Genomic DNA, 16,855 nt, shown 5'->3' on the forward strand with positions numbered 1-16,855 from the left:
TTCTTTTCTGCCGAGAATCTGATAAAATAACGCGCGAACGAATTTTAAAGCAGGCCGAGTCTGCATTCCTCAAAGGGGTCACCCCGATTAAAAAGTCGCTGCCCCCTTTATTTTCAGTGAGCCCTTAATGAGTCAGGAAGACCAGCCGCGCATGAAGTTCGGCACGTTTGGTGGCGTTTTTACACCATGTACGCTGACCATCCTGGGGGTGATCATGTTTCTGCGGTTCGGCCAGGTGGTCGGACAGGCGGGCGTGCTGTATGCGATTCTGATTGTGGTGGCTTCGAAAACGATTACCACGCTGACGACACTGTCTCTCTCCGCCATTGCTTCCAACACGCGCGTCAAGGGGGGCGGTGCCTACTATCTGATCAGCCGCAGCCTGGGCGTTGAGTTCGGCGGGGCGATCGGCGTTGTGTTTTACCTGGCGCAGGCCATTTCGGTGGCCATGTATGTCATCGGTTTTACCGAGGCGTTTGTGGGAACCTTCTCTGCCTGGGAAAACCATTTCGTCATCATCGCCACGTTGATCAATGTCGCGACATTCGTCTGCGTGTATATCGGAGCGGGCTGGACCATTAAAGTTCAGTATTTCATTCTCGCTATATTGGGTGCGGCACTGGCGTCTTTCTACCTGGGTGCCTTCTCCAGCTTTGAACTCAGTCTCATGCGTGAAAATCTCATGCCCCATTACGATGCGGGTAATTCGCTGTTTACAATGTTTGCGCTTTTCTTCCCGGCGGTCACCGGTATTATGGCGGGCGCGAATATGTCCGGGGATTTGAAGAACCCCTCTCGATCCATCCCGCAGGGCACATTGGGTGCAGTTATCGTAACCGCGGTGATTTACCTGTCACTGGCACTCATCCTGGGGGGAACGCGACCTTATGCAGATCTGATCGGCAACAATCTGATTATGAAAGAGATCTCCATCTGGCCGGTGCTGATCACCGCCGGCGTGTTCGCCGCGACGCTCTCGTCGGCGCTCGGCTCCATGATGGGCGCGCCTCGTATTCTGCAGGCGTTTGCCCGTGATGAGATTTTCAAACGACTCTCGTTTTTTGGTGCGGGCAGCGGCTCCAGTCGTGAGCCACGCAGGGCAACCGTACTGACGTTCGTGATCGCCCAGATCTGTATTCTGCTGGGCGACCTGAATGCCATCGCTCCCATCATCACGATGTTTTTCATGATCACGTACGGCTTGTTGAATCTGGCGACGTTTTACGAAGCGATCACGAAGAATCCCAGCTATCGACCGACGTTCCGCTATTGCCACTGGTCGGTCTCTTTAGCGGGCACGGTGGGCTGCCTGGCGGTGATGTTTTTGATCAACTGGATCTGGGCGAGTGCCAGTATCGTAGTGATCAGCGGCTTATACTGGTTTATCCACTATCGCGAAGTCGAGTCACGCTGGGGCGACCTGCACAGCGGCATGGTGTTCGAGCGGGCCCGTCAAGGTCTGTTAAAGCTCGAACAGGAAGCCTATCACCCCAAGAACTGGCGACCGATCATTCTGACATTAAGTGGCACGGCATGGAATCGACCGCATCTGGCGGTCTACGGTCACTGGCTGACGGCCGGGCATGGCATTCTTTCGATTGCACATGTGGTAACGGGTGACATCGAGGAACACGCAGAACGCCGCGAGAAATTCGAAAACACCTTGCGCGCGTTCATCGCGAAAGAAGAACTGCTTGCGTTTCCGGCAGTGGTGGTCTCGGAATATCTCTCAGATGGGGTCGAGGCGCTGGTACAATGCCATGGCATCGGTGGTTTGCGACCAAACACAGTTTTGCTGGGCTGGCCGAATGATCCCCTGAAGTCAGAATCCTTCGGGTCGACCGTTCGTCTTGTTTCTCGACTGGGACGCAGTATCATCGCGCTGCGATTTCTACGCTATCGGGAAGATGAAGGCGAACCCACAGGTCCGGTGATCGATCCCTGGGATGTCCCCATCGGTACGATCGACGTCTGGTGGCGTGGCAGGCGGAATGGATCACTGATGTTGCTGCTGGCCCACCTGTTACACCAGAATCCCGAATGGCGCGGCAACCGGATACGCGTGCTGCGTGCCGTTTCCAATGACGAAGCGGTCGAAGAAGTGACACGCCACATCGAGGAACTTTCTGCCTCTGCCCGGATTGCCGCGGAACCGGTGGTTGTCGTCTCTTCCGATCCCGCACGGGCGATTCAACAAACCTCAGCCGCAGCCGCGGTCGTAATCCTTGGATTTGAACCACCTGAGGAAAGCGCTGAAGCTGCGTTCTTTGCCCGCATGGAATCGTTCGTCGGCAATCTGCCGCGCGTACTGTTTATCGAGAGTGCCGGCGGGATGGAACTGGAATCGTAACCTGGAACTGGCTTCTCGACTGGGTCCCGTTTTACATCGCAAGCGAGTAATATTGCGCCATTTTTGATGGGGACTTAAAGAAAATGTGTCAGACGTCGGAAAACTTCTTCAGCGACGGGCAGTACCAGTAGCAGAACCAGACAACCCAGCGCGATGATTCTTTCATCCCAAGCGGGATGTTTTCTGATCACATGATTCCAGGTAACATACCCCAGGATCAGTCCCAGCACGGCTCCGATAATTTGAGCGGAGAACTGTTGTAATTCCTCGACATAGGAGTTTCTTGTCATCCAAACATCCTGGCGCATGAGAGTCGCGGTCAGCCACCAAAACAACAGTGATGTTGTAATAGTGACTACCAGGACATGCAGGATTTTCAGAAACAATGATTCGCGGTGCATGAGCAGACTCCAGCACGAATTATATCATATCGAATCTGTTTATCACAAATTTTTTCGTCAAATAGAAATAGATATAGGCCTACTGTTTTGTCAGTTCGCTTTAGCTTCCGTTCGTAAGAAAGTCTGATAGAATGGAGTCAGCTCTTTTGAGAATCAGAAAACCGATTCAAATCGTAATTAAGGAATATTACATGCGTCACTTACTGCTGAGAAATATTGTGTGTCCCCTGATCGCGGCGGCGGTTATGTTTTCGTTGTGTCAGTCTGTGATGGCAGCCGAAAAGTACGAATTGAAAGTCGTGACGGATCGGCCCGATGCGATTTATCAAGCAGGGGAAGAGGCGACGTTTCTGATTTCACTGACGAAAGACGGTAAGCCACTCGCCGGTGAGAGTGGTGAGACGATAACATATCGAGTCGATGATTATATCAGCAGTGGCCCCAATTATCCGAACGGAAAACTGACCGTGGGCAGTGAGCCGGCGGTCGTAAAAGTGACGGCGGACAAACCCGGATTTCTCCGTTGTGTGGTGACTTTGGATGCGAATAAAAAACTGACAAAAACAGCCGGAGCCGCGTTTTCACCACAAGAGATTCAACCCAGTCTGCCTGTGCCTGCTGACTTTGATGAGTTCTGGGCCGAACAGAAACGCAAGCTGGCGGAAGTTCCCGCCAAAGCGAAGCTGACGCCGGTCACCCAGCCGAACAATAAGATTGAATGCTTTGACCTGCAGGTGGACTGTCTCGGCGGAGCGCCGGTCTCCGGTTACCTGGGGAAACCGAAAGATGCAAAACCCAAGAGCCTGCCTGCCATTCTGTGGGTCCACGGCGCGGGAGTTCGCAGTTCCTCGCTGGGCAATGCCATCAAAGGGGCGAACGCAGGCATGCTGTCATTGGACATCAACGCACACGGCCTGCCTAACGGCAAGTCGGCAGAATTTTATAAAGAACAGTACGCGGGCCCCCTCAAAGGATATCCGCACTTCGGTCGTGAGGACCGCGAGACGACTTATTTTGTCGGCATGTTTTTACGTTTGATTCGGGCGATGGATTATCTGACTTCGCAACCGGAATGGGACGGAAAAACACTGATCGTGATCGGCCACAGCCAGGGAGGCGGACAGGCGCTGGCAGCCGGTGGTCTTGATGACCGGGTGACGTTCATCGCAACCGGCGTACCCGCGATCTGCGATCATTCCGGACGGGCTGCCGGACGCATCAACGGCTGGCCAAAACTGGTCACCACACTGCCCGACGGGACGCCTGCGGCTGCGGAACTCAAAGCAGCGCAGTATGTAGACGGCGTCAACTTCGCCAGTCGCAGCAAAGCCGATGCGATAATGAGCGTTGGATTCATCGACGTCACCTGCCCCCCTTCGAGCTGCTACGCCGCCTATAACCAGTTGAAAGGCAAGAAGCAGATCATCAACAAACCCCTGATGGGCCACGCGGCTCCCGGTGACATTCACAAAGCATTTTTTGCTGCGGTGAAGGAACATGTGAAGGAACAGGCCGGGAAGTAGGGGGACTTACCGTCTATCAGTGAAAGGTCAGCAATATGGATGTCTCTTTTACCAACTCACGTGAGAAAGTTGCTGCGGCGAAGCAGGTCGAAACCGACTGGGCAACATTGAGTGTGGGACAGCAGATTCGTTCGCTGGAGCGGGATGGTTATGTGGTAATACCAGACCTGTTGTCCGCAGAGCAGATTGCGGGAATCCGTGAAGAGCTGATGCGGCTGCCGACACAGGGGACCGATTACAGTGAGCATCAGCGGGGCTACAGTGGCGTACAGTGGACCAATTCACCAACGACCATCACTACGATTGCGCTGCCGGCGATGATTTCATTCCTGGAACGGCTGTTCGGGGATGAGCTGATCTGTACGTCCTGCACCTACGCGGTTTCACAGCCGGGGCATCCGGGAATTGCCATTCATACGGACGCGCAGCCCTACGGATCGAATATTTTTGGACTGGGCGCGAGTTCGCCGTGCCTGGTGCGGGTGTTGTATTACCTGGATGATCTGACGCCTGAGCACAGCCCGTTCAAGGTGATTCCCGGCTCGCATCTTTCGCTGCACGCGGACGGCAACCCGTATCGGCGTTATCTGTCGCACGAAGATGAAATGCTGGTGACCTGTCGGGCGGGCTCAGCGGTGATCATCAACCAGAAAGTGTTCCACGCCAATTATCCCAATTTCAGCGATACCGACCGGCACCTGCTGGCGATTGCCTATCGCCCGGCGTGGGCGGGGCCGATTGGAGAAGTGCCCGATTACGACCCGGAGCAGGTGCAGACGTTACCCGAAAACGTGCGACCGTTGTTTCGCAGCCTGAACACGCAGAAGATTGACTATAATCTGCCGAACCGGCCCGATAATATGGCGAGCTCTGCGCCGGGGATCAGTCCGAAACGGTATGAGTGAGTAACTTCTCTGAGCGGAATGGCGCTAGGTAGCGGTGATTTCTATACATCGCGTGATACAACACCGGTGGAGAACGCCTTCAATCTTTTTGAAAGTAATCCTGTACTTTTGAAACTTCGTACGCTGAGGGGCCTTTTACAGGAGCGAGTTGACCGCATTCATCAAAGGCATATTTTCCCTGTTCGAGGTGTTTGAGCAGGCGTTCCAGGAATGCGGTGAAACTGGGGGCAACAATCCGCCAGGCTCCATACTCGTGCCAATAGGAAAACAGCTGACCGACCTTACCACCTTTGGCGGGATCGAGGTCGATGCACAGGTGGTCGCCCCCACTGTTATCGCTGATAGGAATCCATCCAGGACTGATCTGGACTTCCTTCATCGGCCCCAGTGGAGGTTTCAGAAAACCGGCTGCTTCGAGAGAAGGTCTGATATCCTGAAAGAACTTCCAGTGTTTGGCAGACTCTTGCAGGTTCACCCATTCCCCTTCACCGATGACGGCCAGCAACTTGACGCGGGCAGAACCGTTGTGCCGGAGATAGCTGGCACGCATGTCTGCAGGCAGTTTTGCTCCGATCGTTTTTTCAAACGCCTGTATTTCCCGCTCGGATGCCCCCGGTGCCAGAGGCCAGCGACAGAAGACCGGCGTATGTTCGCAATGCCAGTTCTCCAGCCTGCGCCACAGCCCATTGATTTTTGTCTCGCCGGCAGGTTTCTTCGTAGGTGTGATCTCGAGATAGTTTCTGCGTTTAAAATCGGCAGCCAGCTTTTCCAGTTCTTCGTCCGCTGAACGTCCGGCCCGGGGAGTATGTGTCTCATGCTTAACCCTGCCAAAATACGGAACCGTACTTCGATTGGTTCCGGAATAACTGATCACAGTTTCTTCCTCGACTGCAAGGTTGACCCAACGGCCATTGGTGTGGATAAAGCGTCGAACCGGCAGTGTTGATTTCACAATCTCTCCCTGGAGAAATCAGTAAGGTGATTGGATGCAGAGAACAGTGGGCTCTCTTTTTCATTCCAAGAATACAAGTCAAAATCAATGAAAGCAATCATTTTAGAGAGTATCTTGTCGAATCCCAAATGTTCGTGCCTCCCGAAGTCTGGCCCTGGAAACCGGGCAGGTTGCAGGTTGGCCAGCGATTGAGTAGGGTGAGGGTTCTACAACCAAACCTGTTCAACCTGCAAGGAGTGTTTTGATGAGCGAACGAATTATCATGCGTACGGGGGAATGTCTGGTCGCCGGCGGTCCCCCGTTTACGGCTGCGGAACCGGAAGTGGTGATTGGCGAACTGGATGGCCCCGTGGGTACAGCGATCGCCACGTTAACCGGCGGGCAGTCGGCGGGTCACTCGAAAGTGTTTGCGATTTTGAATACCGATATCCAGGTCAGACCGGTCACGCTGATGGTGAGCAAGGTGACTGTGAAGAGCAGTGCCTACACGAATATTTTGATGGGTACCGTGCAGGCGGCGATTGCCAATGGGGTGCTGGATGCGGTTCGCGCAGGTGATCTGCCCAAAGAGAAAGCGAATGACCTGGGCATTATCTGTTCGGTCTGGCTGAACCCGGGTGCCGCCACCGATGAGAACCTCGATCACAAGGCGCTGTTCGAAATTCATCGCAAAGCCACCGCGCAAGCGATTCACAAAGCGATGCACAACGAACCCACCATCGACTGGCTGCTGGAACACCAGGATGAGATCACACATAAGTACTACCAGAAGGGTCTGGACGGGACGCTGTAACGGCTCGATGTGACATACTGTCGCCCGAACGAAACTGCGTCAGCGTGCACGCAGAGCCACGACAATTCTGCAGAGTAAACCTCTCAATTGTGACAATCAAAAACGAGGCCTGTTTCTGACGGGGCTCGTTTTTTTTACGCACACGCGCAACTGCTGTCGCGCGAGAGACCAGGGGGCTGTGTGCTGCGCGACCAGCCTGCAGGCTGAGCAGACACAGGGGAAGTGATGACACGATTTCTTAATTGTTAATTCACAAACGCGAGCAATGCGTTTTCACGATCTGAAATACGCATCGAAAATACAACTGCTGCTTTCATCCCCACTTTTAAAAATCGCGCTGCTGTCTGGTGGAACTTTCTGCGAGGTTCTTAGTGGCTGGCATACATGTTGCACAATTTTTTTATCGCAACGCCGGCAGGGAATGCCATGAGGTTGCAGCATGTGCGAGCACGGTTTCGGATGCAGCGAACCTGGCACCTCGATCAGGTTGATGACTCTCAACGGGTGTCCGGCATCTGAAAGAATGTCGCAGTAGAGGCGCGAACTACTGCAGCGGGTCGGCGATCCAAGCCGAAATCAATGCCTTTTAAATATTCAAGAGAAGGAGATCGTAATGGTAATACAGATGTCGAAGTATTTCTTCATCTTAACCTTATCTTTGTTTCTGAACCCCTGGAGTGACGCAGTGTTAAATTCAGTGAATGCTCAGGAGCCGGCTATTTCCAGTCGCGATATCGACCCGGCCTTTGAGAGGGGAACAAGCAGATACGAAGAAGACCACTGGTTCGACAAAGAGTGGTGGTACGACAACGAAAATGAAGACGAGCAGTGGTTTAGCGACGACTGGTGGTACGACGACGAGGAAGAATACACCTATCGGTATGGAGAATCTGACCTCTATGACGACGAATTCTATGGCGATGACCATTACTACGAAGACGATGACTGGCCGGAAGAATGGTGGGAAGATGGTGAATCGGAAAACCGTTACGGAGATTACCGGGAACCCAATACAGATTACTTCTTTACCAATGAATTCTATGGAGAGGGAGTTCGTCCGGAAAATGAAGAATATCTGGATTCCGACTGGTGGGAAGATGATCGCAGTGAGGAAGGATACGACGACAGTTACTCCGACGACTACGATCGATATTACACCGCTGATGACTGGTGGGACTAAGCTCAGGGGGAGAGTAGCGTGTAGAGGGACGATCCGTGTACCCGCCGGATCAAGGTGATTTTCTCCTGGCGAGGCACGGTCTCCCTCTCGCGTTGAGAGTTACGAAATCTAAAATTATTTGAGTTAACAACAATTAAAGGAGTTTGATTAATGAATTTCAGTAAGTCTGTACTGTATGCGTCTGTCTTTGGTCTGGCTGTGGCACTGGTTGTGCCGGCACAGGCTGATGACAAAACCAGATCTCAACAAGATCAATCAAGTCAGAAATCAGCGCAGAAACAAAGTCGACATTCAAAAGATAAACAACATTCGCAGCGCGGGGACCGCTCGCGACAGCAATCATCAACAGATCGTAGTCACAACCGCTACCATTTGAATATGGAAGGCTGGGTCCATGTGGGCGTTGATTATGACCGTGATGGTATGTACGACGCCGTCGAGACGATTTTTCTGTACGACCTGGAAAAAGCCCAGAACCAGAGTCGGCAGCGATCTCAAGCACGCCGGGGTTCGGCGCGCCTGCAGCGCGGAGAGCGCGGTCAACGAGGCCAGCAGGTGCAGTTCACCGGTAAAATCAAAAATCTTCAGGAAAAGAAAATGACTTCTTCAGACCAGAAACAGATGGTCGCGAAGCTGAAGACCGATGAAGGCAAAACCCTGCGAGTCTGCCTGGGAACGAAAGAGAAAGTGAGTCAGCTTGACCTGGAAAAAGGTGACGAAATCAATGTCAAAGGCGTTCGAGCCAGAATCAATGATGAAGCCGCTGTCATGGCGCAGTTCGTTTCCTTCGAAGGGGAGTCGATCCAGAATCAACTTCCACAGCAACAGCGACTGAGAAAATTTCAGGGAACTATCCAGAATACGCGAAAGACCAGCTTCCAGGGACGCAATGGTCGGTTCCTCGTTGCTGATTTAGCCCTGAATGGAAAAGAGAAAACCCGACGTGTCAATCTGGGACCCGCCAGTGAATTTGAAGATGTGGATCTCTCGGAAGGGACATCCATTAAACTGCTGGCGCGGGAAGGCAGAATCAATAATCAGGAAGCACTGATCGCGCAACTGATTCGCGTGGATGGGCAGAGTATTGACGTCCGCGAACCGACCCGACGTACGATTCGCGGTGAAATGAAATCTCGCAAGTCACTTGAAGCGCGCGAAACGCGTCAGGAGACAGCAGATTCCAATCGCGATGAGCAAAGTATTCGTTAATCTTAACGGTACGCTTGCCGACAGCTCATCAGCGTAACGAGGCGATGGCTTCCGCTTTCAGGCAGCCATCGCTTTTTTGCTGCGCCCTGTAATACTTCATTGGGCAAGAAACAGTTCTGGCAGACGACGAAGCCGCGGTTCAGACTTTGATATCACACAGGGGGATGATGGCGCTGGTTGATTCCAGCAGCTGTTTAATCGTCACGCGCGCAAAGGCGGCTTCGGTTTCAGCATAGACCCGATCCAGTTCCGCATGCAGAGGACACAGACTGGTGTGCGACTTGAGCCCCAGCGGACAGGCTTTGATCCGCTCCAGTGGGGCGATAGCGTTGACGATATCCAGAATCGTCAGTTCGCCGCTCTCTGCAATCAGTTCGTAGCCCCCTTTGGGGCCGCTTTTGGAACTCACAATCCCCGACGCCGCCAGGTCCTGCAGTACGCGGGTCAGATAGCGACGGGGGACTTTGGTCTTTTCTGCCAGGAAGTCGGCTGATGCCGGTTTTCCGGGTTGCCCTGCCAGACAGGCGACCGCGCGGAGGGCATATTCGTGAGTTTTAGAGAGCATTTTGGAGTTCCAGGTCGTTTTTTAAAAATATCCTCAATTCTACACCTTGACATGCAGAATTATATTCTATACCTTTTGGTGTAGTATAACAGTTTTAACCTGTATTTCAAGGTTTCTCTGGGGAGAACTCATTATGTTAAGCGCTAAAACGATCCAAATAGTCAAGGAAATCACGCCGGCGGTCGCCGCCAATGCGGAAACGGTCACCCGGGTTTTCTATCAACGTATGTTCACAGAGAACCCTGAAGTGCAGGCCTATTTCAACCAGGCCCACCAGCATTCGGGCGGTCAGCAGAAAGCACTGGCGGGTGCCATCTGTGCTTATTTCCTGCACATCGATGATCTGGCAGCGTTGACCCCCGCAGTCGAGTTGATCGCGCAGAAACATTGTTCGCTGGGTATTCAACCTGAACAGTATCCGATCGTCGGCAAACATCTGCTGGCAGCCATCAAAGAGGTGATGGGGGACGGTGCGACAGACGAAGTGCTGGCTGCGGTCGGGGAAGCTTATCAGTTGCTGGCGGATGTCTGTATTGGTCGCGAGCAACAGATCTATGCAGCCCAACAGGCGGCGGTCGGGGGCTGGAACGGTTACCGTTCGTTTGTTGTGGATCGCAAGGAGCAGGAAAGCGATGTAGTGACTTCGTTCTATCTCAAGCCGGCTGACGGAAAGGCGATTCCCGACTATCAGCCGGGACAGTATATCACGGTGAAGATTGATCACCCCACCACGCCGACTTCTCCGCGGAACTACAGTCTCTCGGATCAGCCGGGACAGGGATATTACCGAATCAGTGTGAAGAAGGAAGGCCCGTTGACGGCGGATGCGCCTGGTGGATTGATTTCAAATTATCTGCATGAGCAGGTTGAGCTCGGCGATACGCTGCAGATCGGGCCTCCCTGTGGTGAGTTCACACTGGCAACAGATTCGCCGTCGACACGCCCGGTGGTACTGCTGGCGGGTGGAATTGGTGTCACGCCGTTACTGGCGATGGCGAAAACACTGGTTGCCACTCAACCGGGGCGGCCTCTTTTTCTGCTGCAGGCGGCTCGCAACAGCGGTACGCATGCCTTTGCGGAAGAAGTGCAGCAGCTGCAGACGAATGGTTCAAAGTTGCAGACTCGTGTGATCTACGACCAGCCCCTGGAAGGGGATGTGGAACAGCAGCGGTGTGACGCGACAGGTGTTGTGAGCGAAAGCCTGCTGCGGGAATGGACGCCGTTTGAAGACGCCGAATACTATTTCTGCGGGCCGAAAGCCTTCATGCAGACCGTGTATCGCAGCCTGCAGGCCCTGGATGTGGGCGATGATCGAATTCACTTTGAATTCTTCGGTCCACGTCAGGATATCGAGAGCGCAGCTGCGGTTGGCTGATGTGGTTTTCGCGAAGAGACGGTTAATGATAAACGGCTTCTGGATGGATGGTCATTCAGGAGCCATTTTTGGTTTGGTTCAGACAATCGGGCATTAAAAAGGTGTCAGGAACCTTAAATATAAGGTTCCTGACACCTTTTTAATCTTTTTAATCGGGTGGTGCGTTTTCGTCGCATTTTTTACAGTTGAGTTGATGCCCCAGCATTGAGGCGCGGCCGTCTGCGGTGGTGACCCAGGTGCGTTCCTCGAGCGGTGGGTTGTGGCGGACATGCTGATTGTGGCCGCACGCGAGTTGCGCGACCCAGTGTCCTTCTTCGTCAGTGTGATAGCCAATGATGGGCTGCTGCATGGAGTATCCTGCTGAAATCGTTGCTCAGTCGCTGGTACTTTTCTTGAACTGCCCGTTGATTGACTTGAGGGTTTCTTCGGTGAGGACCTGTCCCCCTTGCGGGCCGACGTTGTTGCTTTCGATGATGGCGCTGTAGCTGCCGCCTCGCACCGCGCGTTCACTGGGCACGTAGGAACCGGGTCCACAGAGCTGAATCACAAACGTCTGCAGGGCCGGGCTGCGGGATTTCATCTGGGTGCCGAAGTCGGTGAAGAGTTCGAAATCGTTGGTCGCCAGTGCTACATCGCCCAGTCGCAGGGTATGCAGTTCCATCTCATACGGTTTTTCTGTGCCGGCGTGCTGAGCATCGTAGCGATCGAGGACACGCTGTTTCCAGTTTTTGATCCAGACCTTCGAAGGAGCATTAGCATAGGCGACGACCTCTTTTTTCACACGGGCATAATCTTCGTCGGTGACGATCTGCCGGGGGAGTTCGATGGTTCTGACTTCGTGTTTCAGAATCGGATCGGCGTGCTTTTCCTGCTGGGCGCCGGCGTAGGCTTCTTCCCAGGCGTTGACGATGCGACGTGAAATCTCTTCCAGCAGTGTCAACTCACGCAGTTTCATCATGCGGGCTTCGGCCGATTTGCGATACATGGGGCGGGGCACCTGATCGCCGCCGGCGCCGGCCCAGCCGAGCACGCAGAGCTGGTCGCCGTACTTCTTTTTTAATGTTTCGCGGACGGGATGCCAGTAGTCGGCGTTGACAGCGGAGCGACCTTCGACGGCCTGCGCGGGGCAGGCGACGTTGACGGCGGTGGCGATCAGTTTGTCTTCATTGTTCCAGAAAAAGAGAACTTCGACGCCGTGATCTTCGTAGCCTTCGATGCCGCGAAAATCTTTGACGCTGGTGCTGCCGTACATTTTCGCCCAGCCCCCTTCGTACAGGGCCCGCCGATTCTGTGCGACAACTGCATGCCCCAGTCCCCAGCCGACGCGTCCCGGCTGACGATTGTTCCAGGCTTCGATGATGGCGTCAGCAATTATCTGCGATGCGAATTCGACGAACTCGGCCGGTTTGGTGACTCCGGTTTCCGGCAGCGTGTAGCGTCCTTCAATCATCGTGGGCGCCGTATGAGTGTGGGTGGCGTTCATAATGACCTTCTTGAGGTCAAGGCCGGGCACTTTACCTTTGAGTTTATCGCGCACCGCTTCATGGATTCCGCCGCGAATGCAGACCAGATCGCAGGAGACAAAAACAGCGTGTTCCAGTGATTTGTCTCCTTCGCGTGATTCCAATACCAACGCGGTCGCAGTGACCGGGCTTTCCACTGTTTTGGCGATGCGGGTTCGCATCTGGCCGGTCAATGAGACGGGCAGTTTGGGAGTAATATCGGTCGTCGCAGCGCCCACGTATAATTCCGCAGCTTGCGACGGCGTTGCCATCAGGACTGCCAGCAGGAGCAGCAAGGTTGTCAGCGGGACGATTCGCTTCAGATCTGAAAACAGGCGTGCGGGCATGGGATACTCCTCCGGGTTGTAAAGTTTGGTTTCAGGCACTCTCAAGGGGTTCGAAGTCGGCTTCCTGGAAATCGTCGACGCTGGTGAGCCAGTGTTCCTGAATGAAGGCCTGATGAGCGGGATGGTTGCTGTAGAAATCGTATTGTTCCTGCGTGTCGAACCGCATGCTGATGCCGAACGTGTGCGGATTTTTGGGGCTGGTCTGGCGACGGATGACGAAGTCTTTGACATCCTGAATTTCCGCCAGGGCCGCGGCCGCGGTGAGGAACGTGGTTTCTTCGTCAGAACCGTGCGAATGTTTGAGGCGAAAGGTGACGGTGTGTTCAATCACGGGTGACTTTCCTGTTGTTCAATATCGATTTCATTTAGCCGTTGATGCTGTCTTACATGGTAAATTAAGAACGTTAATTATGCTATCATATCGGGGCCTGTTTTTTCTACCACGAAAAATACGAAATGACACGAACGAGTTCTGGTGACCGGGATCTGCACAGAGTAGCATGAAGATTCAGCCTGTCATTGAATCACTTATTCAGATGAATCAAACATGGATATTGAGAGACATTGAAATCGAACTTATGAATAAATTTCGAATCAGAAAATTTTCGACACTCTATTATTTCATTCTGCTCTGTTCTTGCAGTCTGTCGGTGAGTGGCGCCAAGCCCGATCAAAATGAATTATTGAAACTGCAGGCTGAGCAGGCGTGGCAGGTGACCTGGACGCGGTTTTATCGACCTGAGACGCATCTGTTTTATGATTATCTCAGCAGCTATGAACCGGGCAAGGAACTCGGACATCTGCCGACGGCGGCAGAAGTCCAGCGGCAGTTTCCCAATCCGTGTGGATACAGCACCGGGATGGAAGACGGCATGATCCTGGGGGGTGCCATGCTGAGTACCATTGTCGACATGTACGACGTCACCGGGAATGAAAAACTGCAAACCGATATCGACAACGTGTTTCAAGGCATCAAGCTCTGCGCGACCGCGCATGGCGTCCCCGGTTTCATTGCCCGCGCGGTCTGTGTGGAAGATGGGAAAAGCGTCTATATCAACTCGTCCCGTGATCAATACACACATTGTGTGCACGGCTTGTGGAGGTATTATCACAGCCCGCTCTGCAATGAGGAAACGAAACAGGAGATCCGCGCAATCCTGTCTGCGGTCGCCGACCGGATGATTGCCAATGTGACGGCGGAGACGAACTATGATTTTCTCCGGGCGGACGGAAAACGCTGCCTGCTGGGCATCTGTCGGATGTGGAACGTGCGTCCTCACGAAGCAGCGCGGCTGCCCATGATCTACGCGGCGGCCTGGGATGTGACGGGGAAGGAAAAGTATCGGAAACAGTACCGCCACTACCTGACGCCGGCGATTCGACAGAGCCAGTCGATGAAACCGGACGAACATCATTCGGCTTACGTGTATGTGCAGATGCAATGTTCGTTCGAGTTGCTGCATCAGCTGGAACAGGATCCTGAACTCAAAGCCGACCTGCACGGGTTGATGAAACAGACGGCGGAAAAGGCACTCTCCAAAATCAGTCATGCCCGCAAAGCCCTGTATGACCTGGATCTGACCATGCTGGGACCCGACTGGCGTGAAGCAGAAAAATGGACCACGCAAGGCGAGTATCGCAATCCACAGTGGGGCGCCTACCGACGCGTGTGGCATGCGATTCGCGAAGCGGGGGAGCTCTCACTCGTGCCGCTGATGGTAACCGACCTGTCGATTACCGAGGTACAAAAACAGGACCTGGAAAAAATCATCCTGCGGATGGACTACGAACAGACCTCCAGTTGCGGCGTGGTCTATCATCTAGCCGCGTACTGGAAAACCCGTAAACGCGGGTTGTTTTAAAAACAGTGATTTTTTTCTACCACGAAAAGTACGAAATGACACGAAACACGACAAGGGGTAAGCCTGAATGCAATTCGGGCCGAGCGAAGCGAGCAGGAGGTCGCAGCTGCTGGATTCGTTTCAGATCTGAGCAGTCTATACTTTCACGACACGGTCGGACGAGCCGGACCGTGGCACCCGTGAGGTGAATCCAGATAGCCACAGTTCTTTCCGAAATGTCCGTTAACCGCGGCTAACGCCGTACGGCTAATGGTGAAATAACGGATGGCCCCTGATGCAATCCGGGGTTGTCGCAGATAACAGGAAACTGTCAGGTGAGACATTCGAACCAGATCAACAACTTCGAGCTAATCAACCAAAGTGTGCACTCCCGTATGACATCTGTCTGGTGAGGATTGCATGAGGTTCACATCCTGGAGTATTGTATTTATTATCGCAAATAATACGAAACGAGAATGAGTGGACAGGGGACGTACTTTGATGACACAACAGGAAAAGATGGACGAATTCTGGTTGTGGTTTGAGAGTCAGTCGAAATGGCTTTTAGAACAACCTTCGCTGGAAATCATAGACGAACTGGCAGAACAACTGGCGAATGTTGACAGTGGAATTACCGCTGAAGTGTCAAACATGACTGAAAACTGTGATCGCGAACTGATAATTACTGCTCACGGGGATCTCTTGCGTTTTGAACTGATCGGGACGCTGGTGCAACGGGCGCCGCAGATTCCGGGCTGGCGGGTTCTGGCTTTGAAACCGCCCCGTGGATTTTCGTTTTCCATTAATGGCAAAGAGCGTCTCTCGATCAGTGACTGGCGGTTTGTGCCTCTCAAGTCTTCGCCCGAATTCGATGAAATTGGCTTGCGCATTGAGATGCCGGAACAGGATGTACAAAAACTCGATGCAGATTCGTTATCGCTCATCCTGGAATCAGGGGTGGGTGAGGTGTTATTGTCGCTGTGTTCCCATATTGAATTCGGCAGCAGCAAGACGGCCGGCGCGCTGTCGATCCATTCGCTGGCCGAAACGATCTCTGACTGGGCCCTCGTGCGGGGGCCGAAATCCATGCGGGCCTGGTTACCAACACTGGAGCAGCACTGATGTTTGAGTGGCTTGTCGAAGAGATGGCGTCGATCAACACCAACAAGTTTCACCTTGTCGATGGCCCGCTGCCGCCTGAAAAACGAAAACTGGTGGAAACGACGGAAATCCCCGTTCCCCCTTCGTACAAAAACTTCGTGATTCAGTTCGGCAACGCGCGGCTGTATCGGAAAGGGAGTCATTACGTCGTGCAGATCTACGCCGTTCCGCAGGACGCGGAATCGGAAGCGGGAGAACCGCTGTTGAATATTGGCAAAGCGGGGATGGGCTGGGTTTACTTTAAAGAGTCACTGCTGGTGGATGGGAAAGAGTCTCCGATCTTTGAGTGGCGGTACCGACAGGGGCTGCGACAGACGGCGGACGGCTTTGATGAATGGTTGAGAAAAAAGTGTACTGCCACGCGAAAGCAGTTCAAGAAAAAAGAATGGCGGCTGATCGCAGAGGGTCCCGCACCTTTCTCAGAGCAGGAACAGGCGATCGTGGATGCCCGCAGCCAATTTCGCTGGCGCGTAGTGGGCATTGCCGCCAGCGGCGATCTTCAGTTCGAAGTTCATAATGGTTCGGAGATGGTGCTCCCCTATCTTTCGATTGGGATTCGAGGCAAAATCAATGGAGGCGTTTATCTGCCCGTTGGTGAGATCCAGCCGGGAGAGACTCGTGTGATTGAACGCGATTGCTATAAAGACCATGTCTCCGCCGAGGATGTAGAAGCATACGAAAAGCCGGAACCAGGACCTGAAGATCGTCAACAGTATTGGGAGTTCAAAACGTTACAGGGGACGGAGTGATT

Annotated in this window: 16 protein-coding genes; 10 read left to right on the top strand and 6 right to left on the bottom strand. The window is 53.4% G+C overall.

The features are described 5' to 3' along the window. Positions 1-127: 127 nt before the first annotated feature. Entirely contained in the window at positions 128-2,350 is a 2,223-nt protein-coding gene (locus Pan161_RS24165) for an amino acid permease (protein ID WP_232103458.1), read from the top strand. A gap of 74 nt (positions 2,351-2,424) precedes the next feature. On the opposite strand, the gene Pan161_RS24170 is transcribed toward Pan161_RS24165, so the two are convergent. After that, the gene (locus tag Pan161_RS24170) at positions 2,425-2,751 is read right to left on the bottom strand and encodes a hypothetical protein (protein WP_145231305.1); all 327 of its coding nucleotides are present in this window, start codon (positions 2,749-2,751) and stop codon (positions 2,425-2,427) included. Between the two features lie 191 nt (positions 2,752-2,942). Between Pan161_RS24170 and Pan161_RS24175 the strand changes: the two genes are divergently transcribed. After that, positions 2,943-4,274 carry an acetylxylan esterase gene (locus tag Pan161_RS24175; protein WP_197995497.1) on the top strand — a complete coding sequence of 444 codons (1,332 nt, stop codon included), beginning with the start codon at positions 2,943-2,945 and terminating at the stop codon, positions 4,272-4,274. 35 nt (positions 4,275-4,309) lie between these two features. Continuing rightward, positions 4,310-5,179: a phytanoyl-CoA dioxygenase family protein gene (locus Pan161_RS24180; protein ID WP_145231307.1), complete on the top strand. Its 870-nt coding sequence runs from the start codon at positions 4,310-4,312 to the stop codon at positions 5,177-5,179. A gap of 79 nt (positions 5,180-5,258) precedes the next feature. On the opposite strand, the gene Pan161_RS24185 is transcribed toward Pan161_RS24180, so the two are convergent. Then, positions 5,259-6,131 carry an SMI1/KNR4 family protein gene (locus tag Pan161_RS24185; protein WP_197994218.1) on the bottom strand — a complete coding sequence of 291 codons (873 nt, stop codon included), beginning with the start codon at positions 6,129-6,131 and terminating at the stop codon, positions 5,259-5,261. 244 nt (positions 6,132-6,375) lie between these two features. Between Pan161_RS24185 and fae the strand changes: the two genes are divergently transcribed. From fae to Pan161_RS24200, 3 genes are all read left to right on the top strand, one after another. Next, entirely contained in the window at positions 6,376-6,924 is a 549-nt protein-coding gene (fae, locus tag Pan161_RS24190) for a formaldehyde-activating enzyme (RefSeq protein WP_145231309.1), read from the top strand. 685 nt (positions 6,925-7,609) lie between these two features. After that, positions 7,610-8,104, top strand: coding sequence for a hypothetical protein (locus Pan161_RS24195; protein WP_145231310.1), 495 nt, complete (start codon positions 7,610-7,612; stop codon positions 8,102-8,104). Between the two features lie 150 nt (positions 8,105-8,254). Beyond that, the gene (locus Pan161_RS24200; RefSeq protein WP_145231311.1) at positions 8,255-9,313 is read left to right on the top strand and encodes a hypothetical protein; all 1,059 of its coding nucleotides are present in this window, start codon (positions 8,255-8,257) and stop codon (positions 9,311-9,313) included. Between the two features lie 139 nt (positions 9,314-9,452). Here Pan161_RS24200 and Pan161_RS24205 read toward each other — a convergent pair whose 3' ends face one another. Next, positions 9,453-9,878 (bottom strand): RrF2 family transcriptional regulator, encoded by a 426-nt coding sequence (locus Pan161_RS24205; RefSeq protein ID WP_145231312.1) that lies wholly within the window; start codon positions 9,876-9,878, stop codon positions 9,453-9,455. Between the two features lie 133 nt (positions 9,879-10,011). Here Pan161_RS24205 and hmpA point away from each other — a divergent pair, with 133 nt between their 5' ends. Beyond that, a complete protein-coding gene (hmpA, locus tag Pan161_RS24210) occupies positions 10,012-11,253 on the top strand; it encodes an NO-inducible flavohemoprotein (RefSeq protein ID WP_145231313.1) in 1,242 nt (413 codons plus the stop codon). A gap of 148 nt (positions 11,254-11,401) precedes the next feature. Here the strand turns inward: hmpA and Pan161_RS24215 are convergent, their stop codons facing one another. From Pan161_RS24215 to Pan161_RS24225, 3 genes are read right to left on the bottom strand one after another with little or no spacing between them, the layout of a single operon-like run. After that, positions 11,402-11,602 carry a DUF3565 domain-containing protein gene (locus tag Pan161_RS24215; RefSeq protein ID WP_145231314.1) on the bottom strand — a complete coding sequence of 67 codons (201 nt, stop codon included), beginning with the start codon at positions 11,600-11,602 and terminating at the stop codon, positions 11,402-11,404. Positions 11,603-11,626: 24 nt separating this feature from the next. Next, a complete protein-coding gene (locus Pan161_RS24220) occupies positions 11,627-13,102 on the bottom strand; it encodes a neutral/alkaline non-lysosomal ceramidase N-terminal domain-containing protein (RefSeq protein WP_145231315.1) in 1,476 nt (491 codons plus the stop codon). A gap of 31 nt (positions 13,103-13,133) precedes the next feature. Further along, entirely contained in the window at positions 13,134-13,433 is a 300-nt protein-coding gene (locus Pan161_RS24225; RefSeq protein ID WP_145231316.1) for a Dabb family protein, read from the bottom strand. Between the two features lie 247 nt (positions 13,434-13,680). Between Pan161_RS24225 and Pan161_RS24230 the strand changes: the two genes are divergently transcribed. From Pan161_RS24230 to Pan161_RS24240, 3 genes are all read left to right on the top strand, one after another. Continuing rightward, positions 13,681-14,964 carry a hypothetical protein gene (locus Pan161_RS24230; protein WP_232103459.1) on the top strand — a complete coding sequence of 428 codons (1,284 nt, stop codon included), beginning with the start codon at positions 13,681-13,683 and terminating at the stop codon, positions 14,962-14,964. A 480-nt stretch (positions 14,965-15,444) separates the two neighbouring features. Next, on the top strand, positions 15,445-16,065 hold the full coding sequence (locus Pan161_RS24235) for a hypothetical protein (RefSeq protein WP_145231318.1): 621 nt from the start codon (positions 15,445-15,447) through the stop codon (positions 16,063-16,065). Next, the gene (locus tag Pan161_RS24240; protein ID WP_145231319.1) at positions 16,065-16,853 is read left to right on the top strand and encodes a hypothetical protein; all 789 of its coding nucleotides are present in this window, start codon (positions 16,065-16,067) and stop codon (positions 16,851-16,853) included. The genes Pan161_RS24235 and Pan161_RS24240 overlap by 1 nt, the downstream gene beginning before the upstream one ends. The last annotated feature ends 2 nt before the right edge of the window (positions 16,854-16,855 follow it).

The sequence above is a fragment of the Gimesia algae genome, from assembly GCF_007746795.1.
GTDB lineage: Bacteria > Planctomycetota > Planctomycetia > Planctomycetales > Planctomycetaceae > Gimesia > Gimesia algae.

Coding starts and splice junctions, on each gene's coding strand:
- Pan161_RS24165 (WP_232103458.1), top strand. CDS start 128: ATGAGTCAGGAAGACCAGCCGCGCATGAAGTTCGGCACGTTTGGTGGC.
- Pan161_RS24170 (WP_145231305.1), bottom strand. CDS start 2,751: ATGCACCGCGAATCATTGTTTCTGAAAATCCTGCATGTCCTGGTAGTC.
- Pan161_RS24175 (WP_197995497.1), top strand. CDS start 2,943: ATGCGTCACTTACTGCTGAGAAATATTGTGTGTCCCCTGATCGCGGCG.
- Pan161_RS24180 (WP_145231307.1), top strand. CDS start 4,310: ATGGATGTCTCTTTTACCAACTCACGTGAGAAAGTTGCTGCGGCGAAG.
- fae (WP_145231309.1), top strand. CDS start 6,376: ATGAGCGAACGAATTATCATGCGTACGGGGGAATGTCTGGTCGCCGGC.
- Pan161_RS24200 (WP_145231311.1), top strand. CDS start 8,255: ATGAATTTCAGTAAGTCTGTACTGTATGCGTCTGTCTTTGGTCTGGCT.
- Pan161_RS24205 (WP_145231312.1), bottom strand. CDS start 9,878: ATGCTCTCTAAAACTCACGAATATGCCCTCCGCGCGGTCGCCTGTCTG.
- hmpA (WP_145231313.1), top strand. CDS start 10,012: ATGTTAAGCGCTAAAACGATCCAAATAGTCAAGGAAATCACGCCGGCG.
- Pan161_RS24215 (WP_145231314.1), bottom strand. CDS start 11,602: ATGCAGCAGCCCATCATTGGCTATCACACTGACGAAGAAGGACACTGG.
- Pan161_RS24220 (WP_145231315.1), bottom strand. CDS start 13,102: ATGCCCGCACGCCTGTTTTCAGATCTGAAGCGAATCGTCCCGCTGACA.
- Pan161_RS24230 (WP_232103459.1), top strand. CDS start 13,681: ATGAATAAATTTCGAATCAGAAAATTTTCGACACTCTATTATTTCATT.
- Pan161_RS24235 (WP_145231318.1), top strand. CDS start 15,445: ATGACACAACAGGAAAAGATGGACGAATTCTGGTTGTGGTTTGAGAGT.
- Pan161_RS24240 (WP_145231319.1), top strand. CDS start 16,065: ATGTTTGAGTGGCTTGTCGAAGAGATGGCGTCGATCAACACCAACAAG.